A 22,969-nucleotide genomic window follows, 5' to 3' on the forward strand; every position below is an offset into this window, starting at 1 on the left:
CCGCTGGCTGTGCGGGCCCGCATGGGCGCGTGCAACCGGGTGTACAACGTCGTGATGCGCGCGCTGGCCGGCGTCGCACCGGATCGGATCGTCGCCAGTGGCCACGACTCGACCAACGCGGTGGGGCTGGCGCACTTCGGTCCCGACCGCTACCGCGTGTACATGGAGTGCGTCGGCGGCGGCTGGGGCGCCGCCGAGGCCGCGGACGGCGAGGATGTCGTGGACGCTCCCCTCGCGAACTGCAGCAACGTACCGATCGAGTCGCTCGAAACCGATCATCCCTACATGCGCATCGAGGAGTACGCGATCCGCCAGGACTCCGCCGGAGCCGGGCGCAGACGCGGAGGCAGCGGTGTGCGACGCACCTATCGGATCCTCGACGACGGAGTCAGCTTCAACGCGTACTCCGACCGGCACAGGATCCCGCCGTGGGGGCTCTTCGGCGGGCTCGAGGGGAGCCCGAGCCGTCACTCCGTGATCCGGGACGGCGAGGAGATCGTTCTCCCGTCCAAGACCAACTACCCGTTGCGCCGAGGCGACCTGCTCGTCATCGAGACCGCAGGTGGCGGCGGCTACGGCGACCCGCGCGAGCGTGACCGGGCCGCAGTCAGGAAGGATCTGGAAAGCGGCTGCATCTCCACGGAAGCCGCCGCCCGGATCTACGGTCTCGAGGTCGAGGCCGTTGGCTGAGAGCTCCTTCCAGCGGAGGAGGGTCGGCGGCGGCGCGGCGGCAGCGTCTCGGGTGGGGGACGAGGCAGACGGCGAGTCTGCGGAAGGCTTCGTGGATGTCGTCGCATGGATCCCAGCTGATATGCAGGCGGCGAAAAGACATGGAGCCAGGCGGTTGGGTCGGCCGCGCAGCGAGGTTCTCGCCGAAGCGAGTCCTTGTTCGCGCGGCCTCCCGCTGAGTGAAGTAGGCCGCCGACGAGGTGCCTCTGGAGGAGGTCCTTTTCCGACGGCCCCTTCCCGAACCGGGCAGGCGAGATTTCCCCGCACCCGGCTCTCCGGTAGTCAATTCCGGGTAAGTGCTGTACTCCGTCCCCGCGTGGATGTTCTGGTGGCAGCGTTCGCAGACCACGAGGGTCTTGCGTTTCCGCATGGCCATCAGCCGCACCCACGATGGCGGTTCCGGCCGTCCTGGCTTGTTGAGATCGGCGAGTTTGCGGACGTGGTGGACTTGGAGTCCGGTGCGCCCTTCGCATATCTCGCACTTCCCGGCGAGAAGCCGATGAATCAGCTCGTTGCGCCGTGCAGTGGCCATGACCGGCTGCCGGTCGGTAAGGACGGCGGTGCGCTTGCGTTTGAGAGGGATCCCGCCGAAGCGGGCCACCAGTGGTTTCTTCCCCTTCTCCCGCTGCACTGTGACTTGGAAGCAGGTCCGCCGGCCGTCAGGGGTGTCGATGCTCGCCTTGTATCTGCGGGCCATCTTCATGACGGTCGACTTGTGCTTCCCGGCCAGGGTCTTGAGCATCGAGGTCTCCATGACCCAGCGCAGTGTCTCCAGGCGGAATACATCCTGGGCGAGAAGGTAGTACTGGACGAACCCGCGGTACTCGGACCCGTACTTCGCGACGATCGTGAAGTCTTCGTCGTGCAGTAACGGGCCACGCTGAGCGGGCTTTCCCTTGCTCATATAGCGAGAGCATCGGTCCCGGATCACGTCCCTGGGCACGAACAGACCAATGACGCCGTTGACCGCCCGGCGATTCCGCGTGATCTTCGTGTCGCCGTGCTGGGCCTTGATCTCGTAGCCGAGGAACCGCGCCGCCTGGCTGGTGGCGTGTGTGACCAGGGTTTTGGGTTCGGATAGTTCCAGCCTGAGTTCGTCACGCAGGAACTTCCGGATCCTCCCCTTGATCTCCTCGGCCTCGTGCTTGGGACCAGCGAACCCGAGCAGGAAGTCGTCGCAATACCTCACGTATCGGAGCCGTCGATAGCCGGGATCATCGGGGTCTTGGCTCGGCAGGGTGCGGCGTTCGCGCCGAAGCGCGCGCACCGCTTCCCGATCGCCGTGCCGTTTGGCCCTCGCGATCCGGTTCTCCACGTCCTGGTACGCGGGGTTCTTGCCCCGACGCTTGCCCCGGTCGTAGTCCGGTATCAGCTGCTTTTCGACAAACCGGTCGAACCGGTCCAGATAAATATTGGAGAGGATCGGTGATGCGATACCGCCCTGCGGACAACCGCTGAGCGTGTCGTTCCACCGCCAGTCCTCCAGGTATCCGGCTTTGAGCATCCGGTCGATCAGTTGCAGGAACCGGCCGTCGTGGATCTTCTCCGCCAGCGTCGAGACCATGACCGAATGGTCAAGGCTCCCAAAGCAGTTGGAAATATCACCCTCGACGAACCAGTGTGTTCCCTTCCAGACCGACACCACCTCATCCAGCGCGGTGTGGCAGCCCCGGTTGGGGCGGAATCCGTGCGAGCGATCAGAGAACTGCACGTCGTAGTACGCGTCAAGCAGCAGACGGACTACTTCCGCGACCAGCTTGTCGCTCCAGGGCGGCATACCTAAGGGGCGCCTCCCGGTCTTCTTCGGGATATACACCCTCCTGGCCGGAGATCATCGATAGGACTCCGCACGCAAAGCCTTGATGATCCTGTCAATCTTGGCCAGAGACATGCCGTCCACGGTTTCCCTGGTAACCCCCGGCGTCATCGCACCCTTGTTGGCGTAGATGCGTCCGTAGGCCAGCAGGAACAACTCCTTGTTGAATAGCTGCCGGTACAGTCTTTCCAGCGGCAGGCCGCGCCTGCCGCGTTCCCGGATGACGTTCAGCACGGTTTCAGTACTCTGCATTGCGCATCCCTCCCCGTCTGAACTTCCTGACTTCCTGTGCCCCTTCGCCCTCATTCCGGCTTTCCCGGACCTCACGGCCGGTCGTTACTCCGGCGACTACTATGGGTACTCCGTCGCCATAGGGCTCGCGCCCCGTAGGCGATCCCGTGGTACGTCTTCGCTGTACGTATCGAGCACGACGTAGGCCGCCCACTCATCTCCTTGACCGCCCTCGCTGGGCGGCGACCCACGCTATGGAGGTTGCCCGGTCTCACGGTTCATGCCCGGGCATAGCGTGGGCGTCGGTTACAGGCGCTGTTCCGACGGTGCGTCACTTTCACTCTGGAAATTGGGCTTCAAGCAAATCAAGCCTTGACCATATCGTGCGGGCCTTGCGGCACAACGTCCTGAACGCCTCCGAAACGTCCACCGCTTTCCCGGCATGCTCTGGTCCCCTCCCGCTTTCGCGCTCAGGTAAGCCGGGTGACCCATGAACCTCCCTCCAACTTCATCCCGACTGCGTCGGGGATACAACGAAGCGCCTCACGGCGCACGCCGGACGTGACAGTTTCAATGGCGTCAGATCTACTGAACTTGAATGCGTGATGTCGGGTCCGGACGCCCGGCATGAGTCGTCCGTCTCGCGGGCCTATGGGTGTTGCCGGGCAGTCCGTCGGGAGAGGATCCTCCCGTGAGCCAGCCCCTGCCGCAGTTGCCGAAGCCCGAGTTCCTCTTGATCCCCATCGAGGCCCCACCCGAGGTGCCTACCCGGATCGCTGTCGATCTCGGGGAAACGGGCATCCCAGGCGGGTTGATCGGCTACGAGTACCGGCCGCTGAGCGAGCCGGTGTACTTCGAGGGGATCGGTGAGCGGGGGCTGGTCGCCATCGCTACGAGTGGCCTGTTCGGACGTATCGCCGTCGACGTGGCCAGTGGTCACGTGGTGCAGATTCCCAAGATCGAGTCAGCGACGGCCAGTCACGTGAACAGGGACCTCGACTCCTTCAACCGATGCGTCGCGGCTGTGATCGAACGCTTCCCGTTCTATGCGGAGGGCGACGAGGAGAGGGGTGAGGAGGTGGCGGAAGAGCTGCGCCATCTCGTCTCCGGCATCGACGAGACCGCTCTCGTGCACAGCGGGTTCTGGGAGACCTTCTGCGACGACGTGGCGATCGGGGACTATGCGGACTGGGAGGCGTGATCTCGGAGAGGCGTGATCTCCGACCGATTCCGATTTCGGTCAGCCGTCCAGGCTCAGGCCGGTGGCAGCGATGCAGCCATCGACGAGGTCAGGGCGGTACTGGATCCCCTTGAGCCGACGTTTCACGGCTCTGGTGATCTCACCGAGGTCGGCGGCGGCCAGGTTGCCCAGGTCGCGCTTGACCAGCGCCCAGATGCCCTCGGTCGGATTGAGGTCGGGGGCGTAAGCCGGGAGTTGGAACACGGTCAGCCAGTCGGCATTCGCGTCGATGAATTCCTTCATACCGGCGGTCAGGTGGAGGCGGACGTTGTCCCAAACCAGCACGATCGGGCCCCCGAGCTGGATACGGGCGCGGACGACCAGGTCGCGGAAGTCCTGCCAGCCGAAGCCCTTCGGCTCGTCCTTGCGGCCCCGATACTCGCGGATTGCATAGATGAGCCGGGACCGCCGGCCCGGCTTGAAGCAGGCCATGCCCGTCATCGACACCCGCCCGGAGCCCCGGCCCCGCACCCGCACGACAGGGGTCTGACCGATCCGACCCCAGGTCCTGGCACGCGGCGGAGTCATCGACTGCCCGGCCTCGTCCTCGAAGACGATCCAGGCATCGCGCTCCGCCGCGGTGCTCTTACCCGCGGCCAGATCTCCTTCTTCCACACCTCGACCGCATCGTCGTCACGCTCGATGGCCCGCCTGGCCGGCTGCTGCCAGCTCCAGCCGTGCCGCTTCAACAACCTCCACGTGCCCTCAACGGTGTAGGAAACGTGGAACAGCCGACCGATCAACGTCTTGATCCGTGCCAGCGTCCACCGCTGGTCCGCCCAGCCGTGGACCAGCGGACCACGCTCCAACTCCCGCTCCAGCCTGGCGATCTGCGTTTCGCTGAGCCGGGACCGTCCCGGAGAGCCCCGCGACAGGACCCCGGCCTCGCCGCGCTCGCGCCAGGCCCGGCGCCACCGCTCCACCGACCGCTCGCTCACCCGCAGAGCGGCGGCGACCTCGCGGTTCGTCTCCCCGCCCTCAAAGCGAATGACAGCCTGCAACCTGATCCGCTCCCGCGCGGCTCTCTCGGCGTCGGTCAGCCCACCACCCTGCGCGTATCTCACTCCCCAGGAGCTACCGGAGCCAGCAGGCCGCTGTTAGGCGAACCGTCCCGACATCACTCAATCAAGTTCAGTAGCTTGTCTGTGTCGGGGATCTTGCAGTCGTCGAGGTCAGCTGTTGACGGCCCGCCATGACTTCAGTCGAGGGATCTCATGCTGGTCCAGGAAGTCCAGGAAGTCCAGGAAGGCGGTGGGCGGCCGGGGCGGGGTTGCTTCGCCGGTCGGCGGCAGACCGCTGAGCCGCTCGATGTTCACGGCGATGGCCGTTAGCCTCGCCGTTTCGCTTGGGTACGGCGGCTATCGAGGAGGAAACGCGAAAGTGCCTTCCTGACCTGGGACGATGAACCTTGCTGGGGGTTCTGTCGGTCCAGGCGGAGGGCACTTTCTACGTGCAGGTTATCGGGTTGCGTCCCAAGGTCCAGGTCAGTGCCGATGGCTCGGGGGTGGTCGTGCATGCCGGGGCACGGTTGCTGGCAGATCTTGCCGATGCCACGGGGTTGACCGCCGCGTACTCCGCCTCGCTCGGGCCACTTCGGCCACGCGGGACCGGACACGATCCGGGACGGATCGCCGCCGACCTGGCGGTGATGCTCGCCGACGGCGGCGAGGCCATCGCGGACCTGGCCGTCCTGCGGGACCAGCCAGGGGTGTTTGGCCCTGTCGCTTCGACACCGACGGCCTGGCGGCTGCTCGCCGATGTTGACGAGCCCGCCCTCGCGTCGCTGACCTCTGCCCGCGCCAGGCCCGGGAAGTCGCCTGGCTACAGGCCGCCGAGCACGGAAAGGGCATCCCCGCAGCCCGGGCCGCGGGACGCATGCTGCCCGGCCTGGTCCTGGACCTCGACGCCACGCTGATCACCTGCCACTCCGAGAAAGAGCAGGCCGCACCCATCTATAAGGGCGGCTTCGGCTTCCACCCGCTGCTGTGCTTCCTGGCCAACACCGGCGAGGCACTGTCCGGCCGGCTGCGGCCCGGAAACGCCGACGCCAACACCGCCACCGACCACATCACCGTGCTCGACCAGGCACTCGCGCAGATCCCCGACGCCCACCGGCACGGCACCGACATCCTGGTCCGCACCGACAGCGCCGGATCCGCGAAAGCCTTCCTCGCCCACGTCCGTGACGTGCGGAAACGAGGAATCCGTACCTTCTTCTCGGTCGGATGCGCCATCACCGAGCCGCGTCGGGCTATCCGGGCCATGCCCGACCGCCTCTGGCGTCCCGCCCTGAACCAGGACGGGACGCTGCGTGATGGCGCCGAGGTCGCCGAGCTGACCGGTCGAAGGCTTTGCCCGCCCACATGCCGCGGGAGCGGAAGCCGAGATGCCCTTGCCGACCAGACCGGTCAGGCCGTCGCAGCAGTGTGCCGAGCTTGGCCGCCCGGCGCTGGAAGTCGCCCGTCTCGAGCAGTTCGGCCACCGCCGTGCCGACCGCAGCGGCGAGCGGGTTGCCGCCGAGGGTCGAACCGTTTTCCCCCGGCCGTAGCACCCCGAGCACTTCCCGGCGGGCGACCACCGCGGAGACCGGGACGATGCCGCCGAGCGCCTTGCTCAACAGGAGCACGTCCGGAACGACCTCCTCGTGTTCCACGGCGAGCGTTCGGTCCGTACGCCCGAGGCCCGACTGGATCTCGTCGGCGGCGAAGAGGCAGCCCCTGCGGCGGGTGAGCTGGCGTACGCCGGTCAGATAGCCCTCATCCGGGATGACGACGCCCGCCTCGCCCTGGATCGGCTCCGGCAGCACCGCCGCGGTCGACTCGTCGACCGCCGCCTGCAGCGCGGCCAGATCGTTGTACGGCACCACACGGAAGCTCGGAGTGAAGGGATCGAAGCCCGACCGGGCGGTCTCGTCCGTGGAGAACGACACGATCGTCGTCGTACGGCCGTGGAAGTTCTCCGCCGAGACCACGATCGTGGCCTGGTCGGCGGGGACCTCTTCACCTCGTACGCCCACTTGCGGGCCACTTTGATGCCGCTCTCCACCGCCTCGGCACCCGTGTTCACCGGCAGCACCATGTCCAGGCCCGTCAACTCGGCCAAGCACTCAGCGAACTCGGCGAGCTTGTCGTTGTGGAAGGCGCGCGAGGTGAGCGTCAGCCGGTCGAGCTGACGGTGGGCGCCTCGATCAGCGCGGGGTGACGGTGACCGAAGTTGAGGGCGGAGTAGCCGGCCAGCATGTCTGCTGGTTTTGACGGCTCGTTCGCAGCAAGCGGCGCCCAAGATCATGTCCAACTTCCTTGCAGGGAAGGTCTTGTGCTGCCTGTCGACCACATGTATACATGCTGTCCATGAGTGGTCTACGGAATGTCGACGGGTCGACGGCGTCTGCGCAGGACCTCACGTACGAGTGGCTGCGGAAGCACATTTCCGAGCTTCCGAGAGACGGGGGGATCTTCTTGAGCGAGTCGGAGGTGGCGCGGGCGGCTGGTACCTCGCGGACGCCGGTGCGGGAGGCGCTGCTGCGGTTGGAGACCGAGGGGCTGCTGAAGATCGTCCCGAAGAAGGGGGCCTACGTCCCGCCGATCTCCGACAGCGAGATCGAGGCCGTGATGCAGGCGCGTGGTCTGGTCGAGGACTGGTGCGTACGCCGGGTTGTCCCCGCATCGCCGTCGTTCGTGGCCGAGTTGGAGCGCATCGTTGCCGAGCAGGAGGCGATGATCGACGACCCGGTCGGGTTCATCGACCGTGACCGCGACTTCCACCGGGCGCTGGTCCGTCAGGCAGGCAATCCCGTGCTCGGCGAGTTCTACGAGTCGCTGCGGGAGCGTCAGATCCGAATGGGGATACGCGCTGTGGCGAGTGACGAGGACCGTGCGCAGCAGGTGCTCGAAGAGCACTCGGCGATCGTACGCGCCATCGCCGCCGGCGATGCCGTTGAGGCGCTCGCTTGCCATCTTGCGAGCACGCTGGCTGTTCTGCGGTTGCCGGCGCCGGCGAATTGGACCGGCGGGCATTCCGTGCGCGGGCTGTCCTGAGAGCTGTGCGGTTCCGTTCGAACCAGCGGTGGCTTGCAGTCAGCGGGTCATGGATGCGCGGAAGTGGAAGCGTGCCGGTCGGCATGTTCCTGGGCGTTATTGCCGACGGCTCGGATGCGGTGTTGGTGATCCGGCCCGTCGTAGGTCCAGTTGTCCGGCCTCCGGGGCGAAGTGCGCATTTCGTACCGCTCGTTGGCCTGTCTCGCCTGGGGCGGCCCCTCGCGGCCGCGCCTTGCGCATGCCGGCCGCCCGGCATGGCGCACCACTCCTGGCGGTGCGGTGCAGGGGTGTTCGCCTTCCGGGGCCGCGGCGTCACGACGCGTCCGGCCAGGAGGCCTCCTGAAGCGAACCAGGCAAGCCCGCGGCCGGGTGACCGGCCTGGCAGACGTACACGGAAGTCATCTATGGAGGGGGAGGCTCATGAAATTCCGGCCACGGTATCGCCGGCTGCTCGCGCTGCTCTTCGTCGGAGTGCTCAGCGCGGGGTGCGTCGCGGGGACAGACAGCGACGACGAACTCACCTGGAGGGTCGGAACGTTGCAGTGCTCGACCGACTGCGGCTTCCTGAAGATGGCCGAGGAGAAAGGTCTCTTCAAACGGCGTGGCGTCAAGGTCGAGTTCGTGACACTGCAGAGCGCCTCGCAGGCGCTGCCTGCGCTGGCCTCGGGTGAGGTGGACGCGGTGGAGCAGAACGCCGGGGCCTTCTTCATCGCTTCCGAGCGCGGGAACCTCAACGCCTCCATCATCGGCTCGACGATGATCGGGCTGCCCTGGGCGATCTACGCCAAGAAGGGGATCACCAGTCTCGACCAGCTTCAGGGCAAGAGCATCGCGATCTCCTCGCCGACCGGGCTGCCGGCGTCGATCGCGGATGTGATGTTCGCCAAGGCCGGGGTCTCCGGCACGTCCATGCAGAAGCTGAACGGCGGCGGCAATGCCGACCGCTACCGAGCCGTCGCCACCGGTACCACCGACAGCGCCTCCTCACCCGCCGACTACGTGCCCAGGGCCCGTCGCGACGGCGTCAACGTCGTGGCCCTGTCCACTGACGTCGTGCCGGACTATCCGAGGTACTCCATCATTGCGCGCAACGACCGGCTGGCAGCCAAACCGGAGGCGGCGCGCCGCTACCTGGCCGGGTTGATGGATGGATTCCGCTACGCCTATGCCCGTCCGGACGAGGCCAAGGAATTGGCTGCGAAAGAGGCTGGGACCACCCCCGACGACACCTACATCACCTTCATGCACGATCTGATCGCCCGCAAGCGGCTCGTGGATCCCGAGGCGGGCATCGCGGAGCCGAAGCTGGCGTACCTGTCGACGCTGCTGACCGAGACGGGGCAGCTCAGCCGGCCCGCCGATCTCACCGAGCTGGTCGACGCCGGCCCGTGGCGGGACGCGCTGGCGATGACGCGTCAGTGATCGGCCCACGTGTGGAGAACACCCGAACAATCCGTGGAGAAGGAGACCCTATGGCCGCGAACCTGGCGGGCGTGTCGATCGAAAACGTATCCAAGACCTTCACGGTCCGCACCGGCAGGCAGAGCGAGGAGGTCCACGTACTGGACCGTGTCTCGCTGCACATCGAGCCGGGCGAGATCATCGCTCTGACCGGGCTGAGCGGCTGCGGCAAGACCACGCTGCTGCGCATCCTGCTCGGGCTCGAACGAGCCGACTCCGGGCGCGTCCTGGTGGACGGCGTCGAGGTGGACGGGTGCGGCGAGGACCGCAGCATGGTCTTTCAGAACGCGCAGCTCTTCCCGTGGCGCACTGCCCTGGAGAACGTGGAGTTCGGACTGGAAGCACGGGGTGTGCCCAAAGAGGCGCGGCGACGGACGGCGCTGGAGAAGCTGGAACTCGTCGGGCTCGGGCACGCCGCCGACCGGCGCCCCGCCCAGCTCTCCGGCGGCATGCAGCAACGGGTCGGCCTGGCCAGGGCGCTCAGCGTCGACCCGGCCGTGCTGCTGATGGACGAGCCGTTCGGTGCGCTCGATGCCCAGACACGCGAGGGCCTGCAGGCCGAGGTGCTGCGCATTCACCAGGAGACCGGCAAGACGATCATCTTCGTGACGCACGACCTGGACGAGGCGGTGCTGCTCGCCGATCGCGTCGTGCTGATGGCCCCGGGGCCCGGCCGGATCGACAAGATCTTCCCGATCGAGCTGCCGCGACCGCGGGCCGACCTGGTGGCCGTGCGCGGGCTTGAGGAGTTCAGCGCGCAGCGTTACGAGATCTGGCACCGCCTCATGACCGGAGCACCCGCGCAAGCCGCCGCGGCGGCGTCCGCAACCCGCTAGGGGTCTCCCGCACCTCCTCTACTCGCAGCCCCGGACGGAGTACTGACATGACCATGATCGAAGACCGTGAACAGTCGGCGGCGCGCACGGTCGCCGTCACCGCCCGCCGCCGGCCACCGTTCCATTGGCGGCACCGGAGCGGGCTGATCACCACCGGGTCGATCCTTGTGGTGCTGGCGTTCTGGGAGGTCACCGGACGCCGGATGAACCCGATCTTCGCCTCTTACCCGAGCGCCATCGTCCGCAAGTTCGACGACCAACTGCGGTCCGGGCTGCTGCCGCAGGCCCTGCTGGACAGTCTCCAGCCGCTGCTGCTCGGGTTCTGCCTCGCCGCGCTGATCGGCGTTCCGGTCGGCCTGCTCATCGGCCGCTACCGGGCCGCGGACGCCGCGCTCGGCTGCTACGTCACCGCCGGCTACGCGATGCCGCTGGTCGCGCTCATCCCGCTGTTCATGCTGTGGTTCGGGCTGGGGTTTGCGGTCAAGGTCGTCATTGTGATCGTGATGACGGTGTTCCCGATCGTCATCAACACCCGGGCCGGAGTCCGCGCGGTGCCGCGCGCACTGACCGAGGTCGGCACCTCGTTCATGGCATCCGAGTTCGCCGTCATGCGAAAAATCATCCTGCCTGCCACCGTGCCCCACATCATGACCGGGCTGCGGCTGGGCATCGGCCGCGCGGTGATCGCGATCGTCATCGCCGAATTCTTCACCGCGATCGGCGGACTCGGCGGGCAGATCATCCTGGCCGGCCAGCGGTTCGACACGGCGGGCCTGTTCGTGCCGGTGACCGTGCTGATGGTGCTCGGCGTCGGACTCACCTACCTGGTCGGCTGGCTGGAGAAGAAGGCGGCCCCCTGGGCCGGCGGCACCGACACCGAGCGGAACTGACCAGGACCGAACGGAACTCAGCCGAGGGCTGGATCCGCAGCAACGGATTTGGGGAACACATGACAGATCGAGAGCACGTCATCGTCGCCGGCGCCGGCCCGGTGGGCGCCGTCGCCGCGCTCGCGGCCGCGCAACGCGGCTTCCGCGTCACGATCATCGAGCGCAACGCCGACATCGAGACGGACAGCGCGCCGCGGGCGGCGACTTTCCACCCATCGACACTGGAGCTCATCGACGAGATCGGCGTCATCGACGAGTTCCTCTCCGTCGGCCTGGTGAGCCGGTACTTCGACTTCTGGGACAAGACCGCCGGAACCTTGGTGGCTCGGATGGACCACGATGTCCTGAGGGACGACACGAAGTTCCCGTACGTGGTGCAGACCGAGCAGCACAAGCTGGTGCGGATCGTGCTGGACCGGCTGCGCCGGATGCCCGGAGTGGACATCCGGCTCGGCTGGACCATCGACGCGATCGACCAGGACGCCGACCGGGTCACCGTGCACGTCCGCCGCACCGCCGCAGAGGGTGACGCCGAGGACGGCGCCGACGAGGTGCTGACGGGCGACTGGCTGTTCGGTTGCGACGGTGGCCGCAGCACCGTGCGCAAGGCGCTCGGCATCGAGTTCGAGGGATACACCTGGCCGGAGCGGTTCGCGGTGCTCACCACGAGCCACGACTTCGGCGCCGAGATGGGTTGCAGCACGCGCAGCTACTTCGCCGACCCGGACCAGTGGGTGAACCTCTTCAAGGTCGCCGGAGACGACATGAGAGGCCGTTGGCGCGTCGTGTTCGCCGCGCCGGCCGGCCAGACCGACGAGCAGGCTCTCAGTGACGAGTCGGCCGAACGCGTCATGGCCGGGATCCACCCGGCGACCGGGCCGCGGCCACTGGTGCACCGCAACATCTACAACGTCCACCAGAGGGTGGCCGCCGCCTTCCGCGCCGGGCGGGTGTTCCTGGCCGGTGACGCGGCGCACGTCAACAATCCGATCGGCGGGCTGGGCCTGAACTGCGGAGTGCACGACGCGCTGGAGCTGGTGCGCACCGTGGACCTGGTGACCTCGGGACGCGCCGACTCCGCGCGGCTCGACCGTTACGAGCGCCGCCGCCGCACGGTCAACATCGAGTTCGTCCAGCAGCAGACCGTCGACAACAAGCAGCGGCTGGAGGAGAAGGACCCGGCGGTCCGCCGCGAGAGGCTGGCCCGCCTCACCGAGATGGGCAACGACAAGCAGGCCCAGCGGCGCTTCCTGCGCCGGACCTCGCTGCTCGACGCCGTGGTGCGGGCAGGCGCGATCGACTGACCGTCCCGCCCCGGACGGCACCGTGTGCCCGCGCCCCGCGCCCCTGTCGGGGGGAGGGGGCCCTCCTGGCCGTTTGGCCCGTGCACACTCTAAATAGCTGACTTAAGTCTGGTACTTTAGTTAAGTTCTAGGGTGGTTTCGTAGAAGGAGAGATGCCCATGCGCCTGGCTGTGCCCGATCTCGTGTCCAACTCGTACTTCCCCGCCATCGCGGCGGTCGAGCTGGGGTACTTCCGCGACGAGGGCCTCGACGTCGACCTGGAGCTCATGTTCCCCGTCACCGACGCGGCCGCCGCCCTGCGCGACGGCGAGCTCGACTTCCTCGCCGGGGCCGCGCACGCCCCGTTCCACGTCGACCCGGCGTGGCAGGAGACCCGGCTGCTGGCGGCGCTCGCCCGCAACATGTACTGGTTCCTCGTCGTACGGGCCGATCTCGATCCGTTCCCCGACAAGGACCGCCTCCACCTGCTAAGGAACCTCCGTATCGGTGCCGCTCCCGGCCCGGACCTCGGGCTGCGGGGGCTGCTCGCCGATGCCGGTCTGGACCCGCGGTCCGCTGGTATCAAGATCGCTCCGGTACCCGGTGCCGCGGGCGACGTCTCGTTCGGCGTCACCGCGGCCCGTGCACTGGCCGAGGGCCGCATCGATGCGTTCTGGGCCAATGGCATGGGCACGGAGGTGGCCCTCAGGGAGGGCGTCGGCAAGATCGTCATCGACGCGCGACGCGACGGCGGCCGGCCGGCCGCCTTCACCTTCCCCGCCCTCATGACCTCCCGGCGCCACGCGGACGAGCAGCCCGAGGTCGCGGCGGCCGCCACCCGCGCCATCGTGCGCGCCCAGCGGGCACTGCGCGAGGACCCCGACCGCGCCACCACCATCGGCCGTGCCCTCTTCCCCGACCTGGAGGCCGGGCTGATCGCCGGGCTGATCGAGCGTGACCTTCCCTACTACGAGGCCAGCCTGACGGCCGACACCCTCGCCGGCCTTGCCGACTTCGCGCGCTGGGCCGGACTGACCGCCGACGCCATCGACCTGACGACCGTCGTGGCGGACGCCGCCCGCACCGTCTGGCAGCAGGGCTGACGGCCCTCGCAGCCCTCAGAGACAGGAACACGGATTGAGAATCGCCCTGATCCAGATCGCCAGCCCGGCCGCCGAACCCTCCGTCGAGCGGCGCGCCCGTGCCGCGGAGATGGTCACCACGGCGGCACGCGGCGGCGCGGGCCTCGTCGTCCTGCCCGAGCTGTGGGCGGCGGGCTACTTCGCCTTCGACGCCTACGAGGCTGAGGCCGAACCCGCCGACGGCCCCACCGTCACCGGCCTCGGCGCCCTCGCCCGCGACCTCGGCATCTACCTGCACACCGGCAGTTACGTGGAACGCATGCCGGACGGCGGGCTGCGCAACACCGCGGTGCTGCTCGGCCCGGAGGGCGACGTCCTGCACCGGTACAGCAAGGTCCACATCTTCGGCTACCAGTCGCAGGAGGCCCGGCTGCTGCGCCCCGGGGACCGCATCTCAGCGGCCCGCACCCCCTTTGGGACGATGGCCTCGACCACCTGCTACGACCTGCGCTTCCCCGAACTGTGGCGTGCCCTGGTGGACCTCGGCGCCGGCATCGTGACCGTTCCCGCCGCCTGGCCCGCGGCACGCCTGGCCCACTGGCGGCTGTTCACCTCGGCACGCGCCGTCGAGGAGCAGGTGCTGCTGATCGCGTGCAACGCGGTGGGGGAGCAGGACGGCGTCCGGCTCGGCGGCCACAGCCGCGTCGTCGACCCGTGGGGCGAGATCCTCGCCGAGGCTGACGAGAACGAGGGCATCACCTACTGCGACGTGGACCCGGAGATCGTCCCGCAGGTGCGCAAGGAGTTCCCCGTGCTCGGCGACCGGCTCGCGTCCTACGCCGCCCTCCACGGCGAATCCGACACCGATTCCCCCACCGTCACAAGGAGCTGATCATGAGCGCCAAGGCGCTGACGTTCACCGTCGCCGGCACCGGCGAGAAGCTGCACATCGACGACTTCGACCTGGTCGTCGCCGGCTACACCGGCCGCGACGAGGCCTCGGTGCGCGCCCACATCGAGGAGCTCGCGGCCATCGGCGTCCCCGAGCCGGACTCGGTGCCCGCCTTCTATCCGATGGGTGCCGGCCTCGCCACCCAGGACGGTGAGATCACGGTCGGCGGCACCTACACCTCCGGCGAGGTCGAGCCCGTCCTCGTCCGGCACGGCGGACGGCTCTTCCTCGGCGTGGGCTCGGACCACACCGACCGCGACCTGGAGCGCGACAGCGTCGCCCGGTCCAAGGAGGTCTGCCCCAAGCCGGTCTCCACCACTGTCGTCGAACTCCCCGAAGGCGGAAGCGGCTTCGACTGGGACGCCGTGCGCGCCGAGTGCACGGTGGACGGCGCGGTCTACCAGCGAGGCACCCTCGAAGCCCTGCGGATCCCCACCGAGGTCCTGGCCCTGCGCGACACCGCGCTCCCCGCCGAGCGGAGCGTGATGATGCTCTGCGGCACGCTCCCGCTGCTCGACGGCACTTTCGTCGCCGGCACGTCGTGGTCGCTCGCGCTGCGGCTGCCCGACGGCACCGAGATCAGTCACGTCTACACCGTCAAGGCGCCTGTCGCCGTCTGATCCCTCCGCACAGCCCAGGACCCGAACACCCAGGACCCGAACACCCGGGATCCGAACATCCCGAGACCGGAAAGGAGCCGTGCCGTGGCCAAGCCCGAGTACGAGTTCTTCCCCGCCAAGACCGTCGAGTTCACCCGCTGCGCGGGCGCCGTCGAGAGCCTCGTCGAGCGCGTCCTCGCCAGCGACCCCGAGTCCGGCGTCGCGACCCGCATCCTCCACATGCCGCCGGGCACCGACACCACTCCCAACGGCGTGCAGGTGCACGACTTCTGGGAGGAGGTCTACATCCTGGAGGGCTCCTTCACCGACACCCGCCTGGGCCAGACCTTCTCCGCCGGCGACTTCGCCTGCCGCCCGCCGGGCATGGAGCACGGTCCCTGGACCACCGAGGAAGGCGTCACCACCTTCGAGGTCCGCTACCCAGCCTGACCGGCGGCGGGTGCCCTGAGGGGCGGGAACCCGGCAGGGGTTCCCGCCCCTTTCCCGTGCCCGCAGGGGTGTTTGCTCCGTCCGGCCGAGGTGGTGGGCGACGACGGCCCGGGTGCAACGACCGCGCTCCGCGACCCGCTCCAGCGAGGGAGGTGTCCGGGGGAGCGGGCCGTGCGGCCGGTTGGTCAAGCGGTGGCTTCGCCGGGACAGAGGCCGGCCGGTCCCCCGGATCGGGAACAGCCAGGGCACGTCATGTCCGCACCTGCGCATGCGAAAGGGCCGACCCGCCGTAGGGCGGGCCGGCCGGAGGGCAGCGGCGGGTCAGGCGGCCTGCGGGCCCTCGACCCCGTAACCGGCCAGAGCCCGGTCCACCAGCGCGGTGGCGCGCTCGAAGTCGTACATCTGGCTCATGCGGCTGCGCACCAGGAACGGGGCGCCCGCGTAGAACATCTCGTACTGCTGGTGCCGGCTGGCGAACTCGGAGCCGACCATGTCCCACACCAGCTTCAGCAGCTTGACGCGCTCCTCGCTGGGGAAGCCCGGCGACTGGACGTAGCGTTCCAGGTCGGCCCGGGCCTCCGGGTGGCTGTAGTCCGCGGCGGACGACGGCAGCTGGATGACCCCGCCACCGCACAGGTCGCGCACGATGTTGAGCAGCTTCGGGTAGAACTCCGACTGCAGAGTCATGACCGCGTACGCCTCCGCGGCGCTCGGCCAGGCGATGCCGTACTCGTCGACCACGCTGTTCTGCTCCTGCGCGGCGACGAGACCGGACACCATGGAGGCGTGGGCCGCGAGCTCCCCGAGCGTGCCGCGCACGGGCGGGAACGCGTCGGTGCCGTTCATCTCCGCGACGCGCTTGGCCAGGCCGGCGAGCAGGTCGAGCTTGACGGAGAAACGGATCTGCGCCTGATTGTTGCCGAGCAGGTGCGCCGGGGTGCGGTGCCACTGGTCCCGGGTGATGTCCAGGTTGCGGTAAACGAAGACGTGCTCCCACGGGACGAACACGTCGTCGAGGACGATCAGGGAGTCGGTCTCGTCGAACCGGGAGGCGAGCGGGTAGTCGTACACGCTGGTGGTGGCCTCGGCGTAGCCGCGGCGCGAGTAGATCTTCAGGCCCTCGGCGCCGATCGGGATGGCGACGGAGATCGCCTGGTCCTCGTCGCCGGGCCGCAGCGGGACGATGCAGCTCAGGATGAGGTAGTCGGAGATGGCGGCACCGGTGCCGAGCATCTGCGCGCCCGCCAGGACGATGCCGTCCTCGCGCTCCTCCTTCACACCGGCGTACAGGTGGGGGTCGGCCTGCTGGTGGGCGGGCTTGCTGCGGTCGATCTGCGGGGGAACGATCGCGTACGAGCAGTACAGGTCGTTGTCCCGGACGTACTCGTAGAAGCGCACGATGTTGTCCGCGTACGTGGCACCCCCCTCGGCGAAGACGTCGGGGCGGGCGGCCCAGCCCGCGAGGAACCCGGCGACGTGCTCGGGGCCGCGCCCCATCAGGCCCAGGGTGATCTCGGCCTGCTTGCGCAGCGCGGCGCGACGCGTGGACAGGTCGTCCTCGCTGCGCGGGATGAGGAAGGCGCGGTTGACCGGCTCGCCGGTGGCCGGTGAGGGATAGGTCATCACGTCGGCGTTGGCCGGGTCGTGGGCGTGATCGTAGACGCTGGCGATGGACTCGATGGCCCCGCGGAAGGCGGGGTGCGCGGTGACATCGTCGACGAACTCGCCGTTGATGAAGACGCGACGGCCGTCGCGCAGCCCCTCGACGTATTCCTTGCCTGAGCGGGTCATGCGTACTCCTTCACAACAGGGGGCTGCACACGGGGAAGTTCCGTGGTGCGCGGGCGGGATGCGGACACGGCGTGCACGAGCTCGCGGTAGGCGCCGCGGAAGTGGATAAGGGGAGCGGGGGCGGCCCGGTCGTGGCTGGCGAGGCCGATGCCTCGGACCCGGGCGATCAGCACGGCGTGGGTCCCGGCGTGCACGTCCTGCTCGACCTCGCAGTCGAGGAAGGCGAGGGCCTGCGTCAGGGCCGGGCTGTGCCATTCGGGACGGTCGACCAGCCACTCGGCGGCGAGAGTCTTGTCCGAGCCGGGCCGTGAGCAGTGGTCGGAGATCTCCCGAGCCGCGGTGCCCAGGATGTTGACGCCGAATCGGCCGGTCTCCGCGATGCGTTCGTAGCTGCGGTTGGACCGGTTGACGCAGATCAGGACGAGCAGCGGGTCGGCGGAGACCGACGAGAACGCCGTGGCGGTCATACCGAGCGGGGTGCCGTCGGCGTCCCTGAGGGTGATGACGTTGACGCCGGCGGCGAACGAGCCGAGCGCGGCCCGGAAGCCACCGGTGTCCGTGGCGGCGGGTTGAAGACTCATGAAAACCTCCCGCATTTAGTGAATGAGAATACGGTATCTAAGTCAAGTACTCGAGTGCATAATAGTGCTGAGTGAACCGTCGGGCGTCTCGGGTCGGGAGAGGGACTTCAGGGGGATGGGTACTTCGGTAAGTGAGGAAAGTGCCTGTTTCAAGTGTGTTACTTTGGCCCGAAGGTGCTGTAGAAAGGCGCCGGCGAGAGCGGGGTTTACCGATGAACGACGGCATGCATGCCTACCTGGAGTGGGCCGACCTCGGGGAAGGCCGCCGCAAGCGCGAGTTCCAGTCGTACGTACGCAATGTCGCCGAAGCCCGCTATGTCATGCGGCGCGTCCTGCGTATCGCTGAGGACCGCGCCAAGGAGCACGGTCTGGAGCCGCTCGGCCACCAGGCGCTGCTTCAGGTCTACGGCGCGGGCGACGGCATCACCGTCAGCCACCTCGCTGGCCGCCTCGACATTGCCGCGGCCTTCGCCTCCCGCCTTGTGCGGCAGCTTGAGGATATGGGCCTGGTTACGCGCTCCGCCTCGGCGACCGACAAGCGCGTCACCATCGTCAGCGCCACCAAGGAAGGCGCGGAGAAGCTCGCAGTCATTGACGACGACGTTCACCGCTATGTCGCCTTCCTCCAGCATGAACTGGGGGCCGAGGAAAGGCACATGGCCCTCTCCGTGTTCGCCTTCTATGTCGGCCTCGACCCCGACTCCCAGGTGGCCCACGCCATCCGTGCCGAAGTCGGGGTGTGAGGGGGCGCCTTACACGCCCGCCGGCACGGCTCCGTTCGCCGATGACTCCATCCGGGTCGCCCTCAGGTGCTGTGCCCGCAGGGCCAGCGTCGTGGCGGAGGCCAGCACCGCCGGTACGGCGAAGATGACGAAGTACAGCGGGAACGCCAGGTTCAGCTCCAGTAGGAAGCCGCCGACGAGCGGGCCGAGGAGGCCGCCGAGCCGCCCGATCCCGAGCGCCCAGCCGAGCCCGGTGCCGCGGGCCTCCACCCCGTACGCGTCCATTACCAGGCTGTGCACCGTGTTCTGACCGCCGATCACGAGCGCGCCGGCCAGCGCGTTGAGGACATACAGCGCGACGACGGAGGTCGTGAACCCGAACAGGATCAGCGAGACGCCGCCCACCGCGAACGCCACCGCCAGCACAGTCCGACGGTCCATCCGGTCGAGGAACCAGCCGATCGCGAACCCGCCCAACGTCGCCGCCAGCGCCTGCTCGATCGCGTACCCGTAGCTGGACGCCAGTGACAGACCGTGCTTGACCAGCAGGGTCACCATCCAGAAGCTCATCGCGTAGACGGCGAACTGCACGCACAGATACAGCACCGACACCAGGACCGTCGTCGCCCTGTACTGCTGGCCCCACAGCGCCCGGAATCCGGCGGTGGGTGCAGGCCTCGTGCCGTCGTCGGCGGCGAAGAACCGCGCGGGCTCCACCGTCTCCAGCGGCCCTCGCATGGCCGGGAACACCCGGCGTGCGGTTGCGGCCGCCTCCTCGAAGCGGCCCCGTGCCGCCAGGTACTGGGGAGTCTCGGGGACCACCAGCGCGACCAGCACGGCGATGAAGAGTGCCAGGTAGGAGGCGGTGAACATCGGGCGCCACCCGTAGTCCGGCACGATCAGCCGCGAGGCGACCGCGGCCACCACGAAGCCGAAGGTGAAGCAGCCGCCGCACAGCGCCGTGATACGCCCCCGCCGGGCCGCCGGGCTGTAGTCGGTCACCATGGTGATCGCGGTCGGCAGCACACCGCCCATGCCGAGTGCCGCACAGACCCGCAGCGCGGCGAACTGCTCGTAGCTCTGCGCGAATCCGGCGGTTCCCGAGAACACTGCGAAGATCACGATGCCCAGCGCCAGCATCCGCTTGCGGCCCCACCGGTCACCCGCCGCGCCCAGCAGGATGGCGCCGGCGAAGAGGCCGACGAAGGTGTACGAGGCGAGCATCCCCGCCTCGACGGACGAGATCTGCCACTCCTCGGTCAGCTTCGGCAGCGTGAAGGCGAGTGCCTGCATGTCGAAACCGTCGAAGATGACAGCCACGCAGGCGATCACCACAATCGCCACTGACCTGCGCGAGGTCGGGTTCTCGGACAGACATCGGTCGAACGTTGCTGCTCTCATACGAGCTCCCGGGCAAGAGGGAAGGGCGCTCAGCGCCCCCGATTGCGCCGGGCCGAGGTTGTCCCGACGCTCCATTACATGACTTGAGTACCTGACTTGAAGAAGTCAAATGGTAGGCAGAGGCTAAACACTGGACTCGGGGGTGTCAACGATGTGTCTGCGGGACGAAGGCCCAGGCAATTGGCGGATTCTGGGTGAATCCTGCTCGCGGTTCGGGCGGCGGCCGTAGCGGTCAGGCTCACCGATCGGATTAGCTTGTAGCCATCCTGTGGCAGACTGTCACGCGCACGCCCGGCGCCCAGGCGACGTCGGGCACCCTCCTCGGCGAGGCCGCAAGACCTCACCGACCAGCGTCCGGAGGGACGTGCCACGAGGGCTAGTGGCGCTTGCCATTCAGCACCAGGGCATGAAGGCGATCGGCTCACATCCCTGAGCAACACCAGGGATCACTAAGCCGATCAGAGACGCTCGATGGCCACCTGTCCCTCTCGTGCTCAGTGGGGCCCGGTTCGGGATTGCGGCGCGTCGAGCCGACCCGCGTCGGCGGTGAGGGGCTCTGCGGCCTCGAGTGCCGGTGGGCTGTCGCGCAGGGGTGGTTCCGTCAGTGCGGTGAGTCCTGCGAGGGCGGTCCCTCGTTGGCCGTGCGGGAGCGCTGGTGCGTGACGATTCCGGGCAGCTGCTCATAGATCGCGTCGATCAGGTCGCAGATGCGCTGGGCGATGGGCCGACCCAGGTCGGTGAGCTCGTAGTCCACGCGGCGCGGCACGGAGGTGTGTGGATGGCGGGCGACGAGCCCGTCGGCCTCCAGTCGCTGGAGGGTCTGCCACAGCATTCGGTCCGAGACTCCAGCCACGCAGCGCCGCATCTCGGCGAACCGCATCGGGCCGTCGACCAGGGCGGCCAGAGCCAGCGCCCCCCACCGCCCGGTCGCGTGCTCCAGCACCTCGCGCGAGGTGCAGTCCGGATCGAACACGCTCATCTTCGCGACGCGCTCGGTCCCTCGGCTCATGGGGGCATGCTAGACGACCTCGACACTTATTGAGAGTAAGTACTATATTTTCGTAAGCACCTGCCCGGGACTGCCCCACAGGCGTCACCCCCGCGGGTGGGATCGCTCCCGCGGGGGACCGCTCGTCTCACCATCAGGAGGACAACCCGTGACCGCCACTCTCGGAATCATCGGCAGCGGCAACATCGGCAGCGCGGTGGCGCGCCTTGCCGTCGCCGCCGGCTGGAACGTCGTACTGAGCAACTCCCGTGACGCCGAATCCCTCGCCGACCTGGTCGACGAGCTCGGCCCGGCTGCTCGCGCCGCCACCTCCGAGGAGGCTGCGCGCGCCGGTGACCTGGTGGTGGCGGCCGTACCGCTGTTCGCCTACGACCGGCTCCCGGCCGCGGCCCTGGCCGACAAGACGGTGATCGACCCGATGGTCTACTACCCCGACCGCGACGGCCGGATCGCGGAGCTGGATGCGGGCACGCTCACCTCCAGCGAGCTCGTCCAGCGCCACCTCGCGGGCTCCCGCGTGGTCAAGACGTTCAGCAACATCGACTTCCGGCGGCTGTTCACGCTCGCCCGGGCTGCCGGTGCCACGGACCGCAGCGCGCTCGCGGTCGCGGGCGACGACGAAGCGGCGAAGCTGCAGGTGGTCGGCCTGTTGGACGCGCTCGGCTACGACGCCGTGGACATCGGCACACTCGCCGACGGCTGGCGCAACGGCCCCAACACGCCGGTCCACGTGCAGCCTTATCTGCCCGCGTGGCCGCAGGACCTGCGTACGGACGAGGAGCGCGGACGGTGGTTCTTCGAGACGCCGGGTGTCCCGGTGCCGGCCGCCCGGGTCAAGGAACTGATCGACGCGGCCGTTCCCGTGCCTGCCGGTGGCATGGCCCCGGGAGCCCGGCAGTAGGCGCCGCCCGGTTCCGCGGCGGCGCCCGCCGGGGCGGTCCCGAACAGGGCGCGCCGGGGAGGGGGCGACGGAGACCAGGATGCGGGCGCCGCTCGAGGCCGGGTGGCTCATGCTCGGGTGGCCGGGGTCACGGTGAGCCGCAGGCGGGCGCCGTCCGGTCCGCCGAGTCGTATCTCCTGCCGGGTCTTGACCGTGTCGGTGGCCAGCCATGGGTTGGCGTCCGTGCCCGGGTGCAGTACGAACTCGGGGTGGTCGCTGCTGTGCAGGTGGAGGCGGAGTCGGTGGCCGGGGCGCAGCCGGTAGCCCGCGTGTCCCAGGGAGAGATCGACCCGGTGTGCGGGGCCGGGGACGTGGGCGCGGCCGTGCGCGACGAGTTCCGCCTCGCCGTCCGGGTGCACGTCCAGCAGTTTGGCGAACAGGTCGCTGGACGGGCCGGTGGTGGACAGGTGCAGCGACAGGGTGACCGGGCCGGTCAGGTCGAGCGCGTGGGGCGTCGGTGCGGCGTCGAAGACCGCGACGTCCGGGCGCGTGGACCAGTCCTGCAGGCGTGGGCTGGTCTGCAGATATGCGAAGGAGTTCGGAGAGGCCGACGGCACCGGGTCGGTCGGGTCGTGGACCCAGGATGCGGTGCCGGTGACGGGCTCCTCCTCGGCCAACTTCCCTTCTGCCAAGTGGAGTTCGTACGCCGTCGATCCGGCCGGCGGCCACGTGGCGGACTCACGGAAGCCGGGATCGGCTGCGTGGACCTGGTGCCAGCGCACCTTGGGCAGGTCCTCGGCGGCGCCCTGGTGGCGCAGGAAGATGTCGAAGAAGTCGAGGGCGGGGTCCAGGTAGCCAGGCAGCATGGCCTGGAGCGCTTCGGCGTTCAGGGTGTGGTCGGCGTCGGGGCCGTGCTGGGCGGGGCTGCGGTCGACGTGGTGGTTCTCGTGGTCGATCGCGTCGATGAGCAGGTAGTGCA

Annotated in this window: 20 protein-coding genes and 3 pseudogenes; 14 read left to right on the plus strand and 9 right to left on the minus strand. The window is 68.6% G+C overall.

Going from position 1 to position 22,969, the window contains the following annotated elements; genetic code table 11:
* Positions 1-690 (plus strand): hydantoinase B/oxoprolinase family protein (locus tag ABT009_RS45485; protein WP_351308706.1); only part of this gene is annotated, 690 nt, incomplete at its 5' end.
* 349 nt (positions 691-1,039) lie between these two features.
* Here the strand turns inward: ABT009_RS45485 and ABT009_RS45490 are convergent.
* Positions 1,040-2,797 (minus strand): annotated as a pseudogene (locus ABT009_RS45490) (reverse transcriptase/maturase family protein); the annotation flags it as partial.
* 670 nt (positions 2,798-3,467) lie between these two features.
* Between ABT009_RS45490 and ABT009_RS45495 the strand changes: the two are divergent.
* On the plus strand, positions 3,468-3,977 hold the full coding sequence (locus ABT009_RS45495) for an SUKH-4 family immunity protein (RefSeq protein ID WP_351308709.1): 510 nt from the start codon (positions 3,468-3,470) through the stop codon (positions 3,975-3,977).
* 39 nt (positions 3,978-4,016) lie between these two features.
* Here the strand turns inward: ABT009_RS45495 and ABT009_RS47650 are convergent.
* Together ABT009_RS47650 and ABT009_RS45510 are read right to left on the minus strand one after the other, a co-directional pair.
* Positions 4,017-5,080, minus strand: a protein-coding gene (locus tag ABT009_RS47650; RefSeq protein ID WP_502990091.1) for an IS630 family transposase whose coding sequence is annotated in 2 segments (ribosomal slippage) — positions 4,017-4,633 and positions 4,633-5,080 — 1,065 coding nt in all. Because the reading frame shifts where the segments join, the coding sequence is not laid out codon by codon here.
* Positions 5,081-5,188: 108 nt separating this feature from the next.
* Positions 5,189-5,332, minus strand: coding sequence for a hypothetical protein (locus tag ABT009_RS45510; RefSeq protein ID WP_351308715.1), 144 nt, complete (start codon positions 5,330-5,332; stop codon positions 5,189-5,191).
* Positions 5,333-5,436: 104 nt separating this feature from the next.
* On the opposite strand from ABT009_RS45510, the pseudogene ABT009_RS45515 reads away from it, so the two are divergent.
* A pseudogene (locus ABT009_RS45515) lies at positions 5,437-6,359 on the plus strand (transposase); the annotation flags it as partial.
* Here the strand turns inward: ABT009_RS45515 and ABT009_RS45520 are convergent.
* Positions 6,358-7,258, minus strand: a pseudogene (locus ABT009_RS45520) (aminotransferase class III-fold pyridoxal phosphate-dependent enzyme); the annotation flags it as partial. The pseudogenes ABT009_RS45515 and ABT009_RS45520 overlap by 2 nt on opposite strands.
* A gap of 108 nt (positions 7,259-7,366) precedes the next feature.
* Between ABT009_RS45520 and ABT009_RS45525 the strand changes: the two are divergent.
* From ABT009_RS45525 to ABT009_RS45565, 9 genes are all read left to right on the plus strand, one after another.
* Positions 7,367-8,053 (plus strand): GntR family transcriptional regulator, encoded by a 687-nt coding sequence (locus ABT009_RS45525; RefSeq protein WP_351308718.1) that lies wholly within the window; start codon positions 7,367-7,369, stop codon positions 8,051-8,053.
* Between the two features lie 420 nt (positions 8,054-8,473).
* Entirely contained in the window at positions 8,474-9,475 is a 1,002-nt protein-coding gene (locus tag ABT009_RS45530; protein WP_351308721.1) for an ABC transporter substrate-binding protein, read from the plus strand.
* A 50-nt stretch (positions 9,476-9,525) separates the two neighbouring features.
* Positions 9,526-10,350, plus strand: a complete 825-nt coding sequence (locus ABT009_RS45535; RefSeq protein ID WP_351308724.1) for an ABC transporter ATP-binding protein — start codon at positions 9,526-9,528, stop codon at positions 10,348-10,350.
* Positions 10,351-10,397: 47 nt separating this feature from the next.
* Positions 10,398-11,240, plus strand: coding sequence for an ABC transporter permease (locus ABT009_RS45540; protein WP_351308727.1), 843 nt, complete (start codon positions 10,398-10,400; stop codon positions 11,238-11,240).
* Positions 11,241-11,299: 59 nt separating this feature from the next.
* Positions 11,300-12,544: an FAD-dependent oxidoreductase gene (locus tag ABT009_RS45545; RefSeq protein ID WP_351308730.1), complete on the plus strand. Its 1,245-nt coding sequence runs from the start codon at positions 11,300-11,302 to the stop codon at positions 12,542-12,544.
* Between the two features lie 158 nt (positions 12,545-12,702).
* Positions 12,703-13,626 (plus strand): ABC transporter substrate-binding protein, encoded by a 924-nt coding sequence (locus ABT009_RS45550; protein ID WP_351308733.1) that lies wholly within the window; start codon positions 12,703-12,705, stop codon positions 13,624-13,626.
* Positions 13,627-13,660: 34 nt separating this feature from the next.
* Positions 13,661-14,497: a carbon-nitrogen family hydrolase gene (locus tag ABT009_RS45555; RefSeq protein ID WP_351308736.1), complete on the plus strand. Its 837-nt coding sequence runs from the start codon at positions 13,661-13,663 to the stop codon at positions 14,495-14,497.
* 2 nt (positions 14,498-14,499) lie between these two features.
* Positions 14,500-15,177 carry a DUF2848 family protein gene (locus tag ABT009_RS45560; RefSeq protein WP_351308739.1) on the plus strand — a complete coding sequence of 226 codons (678 nt, stop codon included), beginning with the start codon at positions 14,500-14,502 and terminating at the stop codon, positions 15,175-15,177.
* Between the two features lie 84 nt (positions 15,178-15,261).
* Positions 15,262-15,606, plus strand: a complete 345-nt coding sequence (locus ABT009_RS45565) for a cupin domain-containing protein (RefSeq protein WP_351308742.1) — start codon at positions 15,262-15,264, stop codon at positions 15,604-15,606.
* 321 nt (positions 15,607-15,927) lie between these two features.
* Here ABT009_RS45565 and ABT009_RS45570 read toward each other — a convergent pair whose 3' ends face one another.
* Positions 15,928-17,397: a 4-hydroxyphenylacetate 3-hydroxylase family protein gene (locus ABT009_RS45570; RefSeq protein WP_351308744.1), complete on the minus strand. Its 1,470-nt coding sequence runs from the start codon at positions 17,395-17,397 to the stop codon at positions 15,928-15,930.
* A complete protein-coding gene (locus ABT009_RS45575) occupies positions 17,394-17,978 on the minus strand; it encodes a flavin reductase family protein (protein WP_351308747.1) in 585 nt (194 codons plus the stop codon). The genes ABT009_RS45570 and ABT009_RS45575 overlap by 4 nt, the downstream gene beginning before the upstream one ends.
* A 212-nt stretch (positions 17,979-18,190) precedes the next feature.
* On the opposite strand from ABT009_RS45575, the gene ABT009_RS45580 reads away from it, so the two are divergent.
* Entirely contained in the window at positions 18,191-18,721 is a 531-nt protein-coding gene (locus ABT009_RS45580) for a MarR family winged helix-turn-helix transcriptional regulator (RefSeq protein ID WP_351308750.1), read from the plus strand.
* Positions 18,722-18,730: 9 nt separating this feature from the next.
* Here ABT009_RS45580 and ABT009_RS45585 read toward each other — a convergent pair whose 3' ends face one another.
* Both ABT009_RS45585 and ABT009_RS45590 read right to left on the minus strand, forming a co-directional pair.
* On the minus strand, positions 18,731-20,101 hold the full coding sequence (locus tag ABT009_RS45585; RefSeq protein ID WP_351308753.1) for an MFS transporter: 1,371 nt from the start codon (positions 20,099-20,101) through the stop codon (positions 18,731-18,733).
* Positions 20,102-20,702: 601 nt separating this feature from the next.
* Positions 20,703-21,110 carry a winged helix-turn-helix transcriptional regulator gene (locus tag ABT009_RS45590; RefSeq protein WP_351308756.1) on the minus strand — a complete coding sequence of 136 codons (408 nt, stop codon included), beginning with the start codon at positions 21,108-21,110 and terminating at the stop codon, positions 20,703-20,705.
* A gap of 148 nt (positions 21,111-21,258) precedes the next feature.
* Between ABT009_RS45590 and ABT009_RS45595 the strand changes: the two genes are divergently transcribed.
* Positions 21,259-22,011: an NADPH-dependent F420 reductase gene (locus ABT009_RS45595; protein WP_351308759.1), complete on the plus strand. Its 753-nt coding sequence runs from the start codon at positions 21,259-21,261 to the stop codon at positions 22,009-22,011.
* Between the two features lie 107 nt (positions 22,012-22,118).
* Here ABT009_RS45595 and ABT009_RS45600 read toward each other — a convergent pair.
* On the minus strand, positions 22,119-22,969 hold an 851-nt coding region (locus tag ABT009_RS45600), incomplete at its 5' end, for a CocE/NonD family hydrolase (RefSeq protein ID WP_351308762.1).

Source organism: Streptomyces sp. NPDC002896 (genome assembly GCF_040295225.1).
In the GTDB taxonomy this organism is placed as follows: Bacteria; Actinomycetota; Actinomycetes; order Streptomycetales; family Streptomycetaceae; genus Streptomyces.

Coding starts and splice junctions, on each gene's coding strand:
- ABT009_RS45525 (WP_351308718.1), top strand. CDS start 7,367: ATGAGTGGTCTACGGAATGTCGACGGGTCGACGGCGTCTGCGCAGGAC.
- ABT009_RS45585 (WP_351308753.1), bottom strand. CDS start 20,101: ATGAGAGCAGCAACGTTCGACCGATGTCTGTCCGAGAACCCGACCTCG.
- ABT009_RS45530 (WP_351308721.1), top strand. CDS start 8,474: ATGAAATTCCGGCCACGGTATCGCCGGCTGCTCGCGCTGCTCTTCGTC.
- ABT009_RS45560 (WP_351308739.1), top strand. CDS start 14,500: ATGAGCGCCAAGGCGCTGACGTTCACCGTCGCCGGCACCGGCGAGAAG.
- ABT009_RS45545 (WP_351308730.1), top strand. CDS start 11,300: ATGACAGATCGAGAGCACGTCATCGTCGCCGGCGCCGGCCCGGTGGGC.
- ABT009_RS45590 (WP_351308756.1), bottom strand. CDS start 21,110: ATGAGCCGAGGGACCGAGCGCGTCGCGAAGATGAGCGTGTTCGATCCG.
- ABT009_RS45550 (WP_351308733.1), top strand. CDS start 12,703: ATGCGCCTGGCTGTGCCCGATCTCGTGTCCAACTCGTACTTCCCCGCC.
- ABT009_RS45580 (WP_351308750.1), top strand. CDS start 18,191: ATGAACGACGGCATGCATGCCTACCTGGAGTGGGCCGACCTCGGGGAA.
- ABT009_RS45575 (WP_351308747.1), bottom strand. CDS start 17,978: ATGAGTCTTCAACCCGCCGCCACGGACACCGGTGGCTTCCGGGCCGCG.
- ABT009_RS45570 (WP_351308744.1), bottom strand. CDS start 17,397: ATGACCCGCTCAGGCAAGGAATACGTCGAGGGGCTGCGCGACGGCCGT.
- ABT009_RS45540 (WP_351308727.1), top strand. CDS start 10,398: ATGACCATGATCGAAGACCGTGAACAGTCGGCGGCGCGCACGGTCGCC.
- ABT009_RS45535 (WP_351308724.1), top strand. CDS start 9,526: ATGGCCGCGAACCTGGCGGGCGTGTCGATCGAAAACGTATCCAAGACC.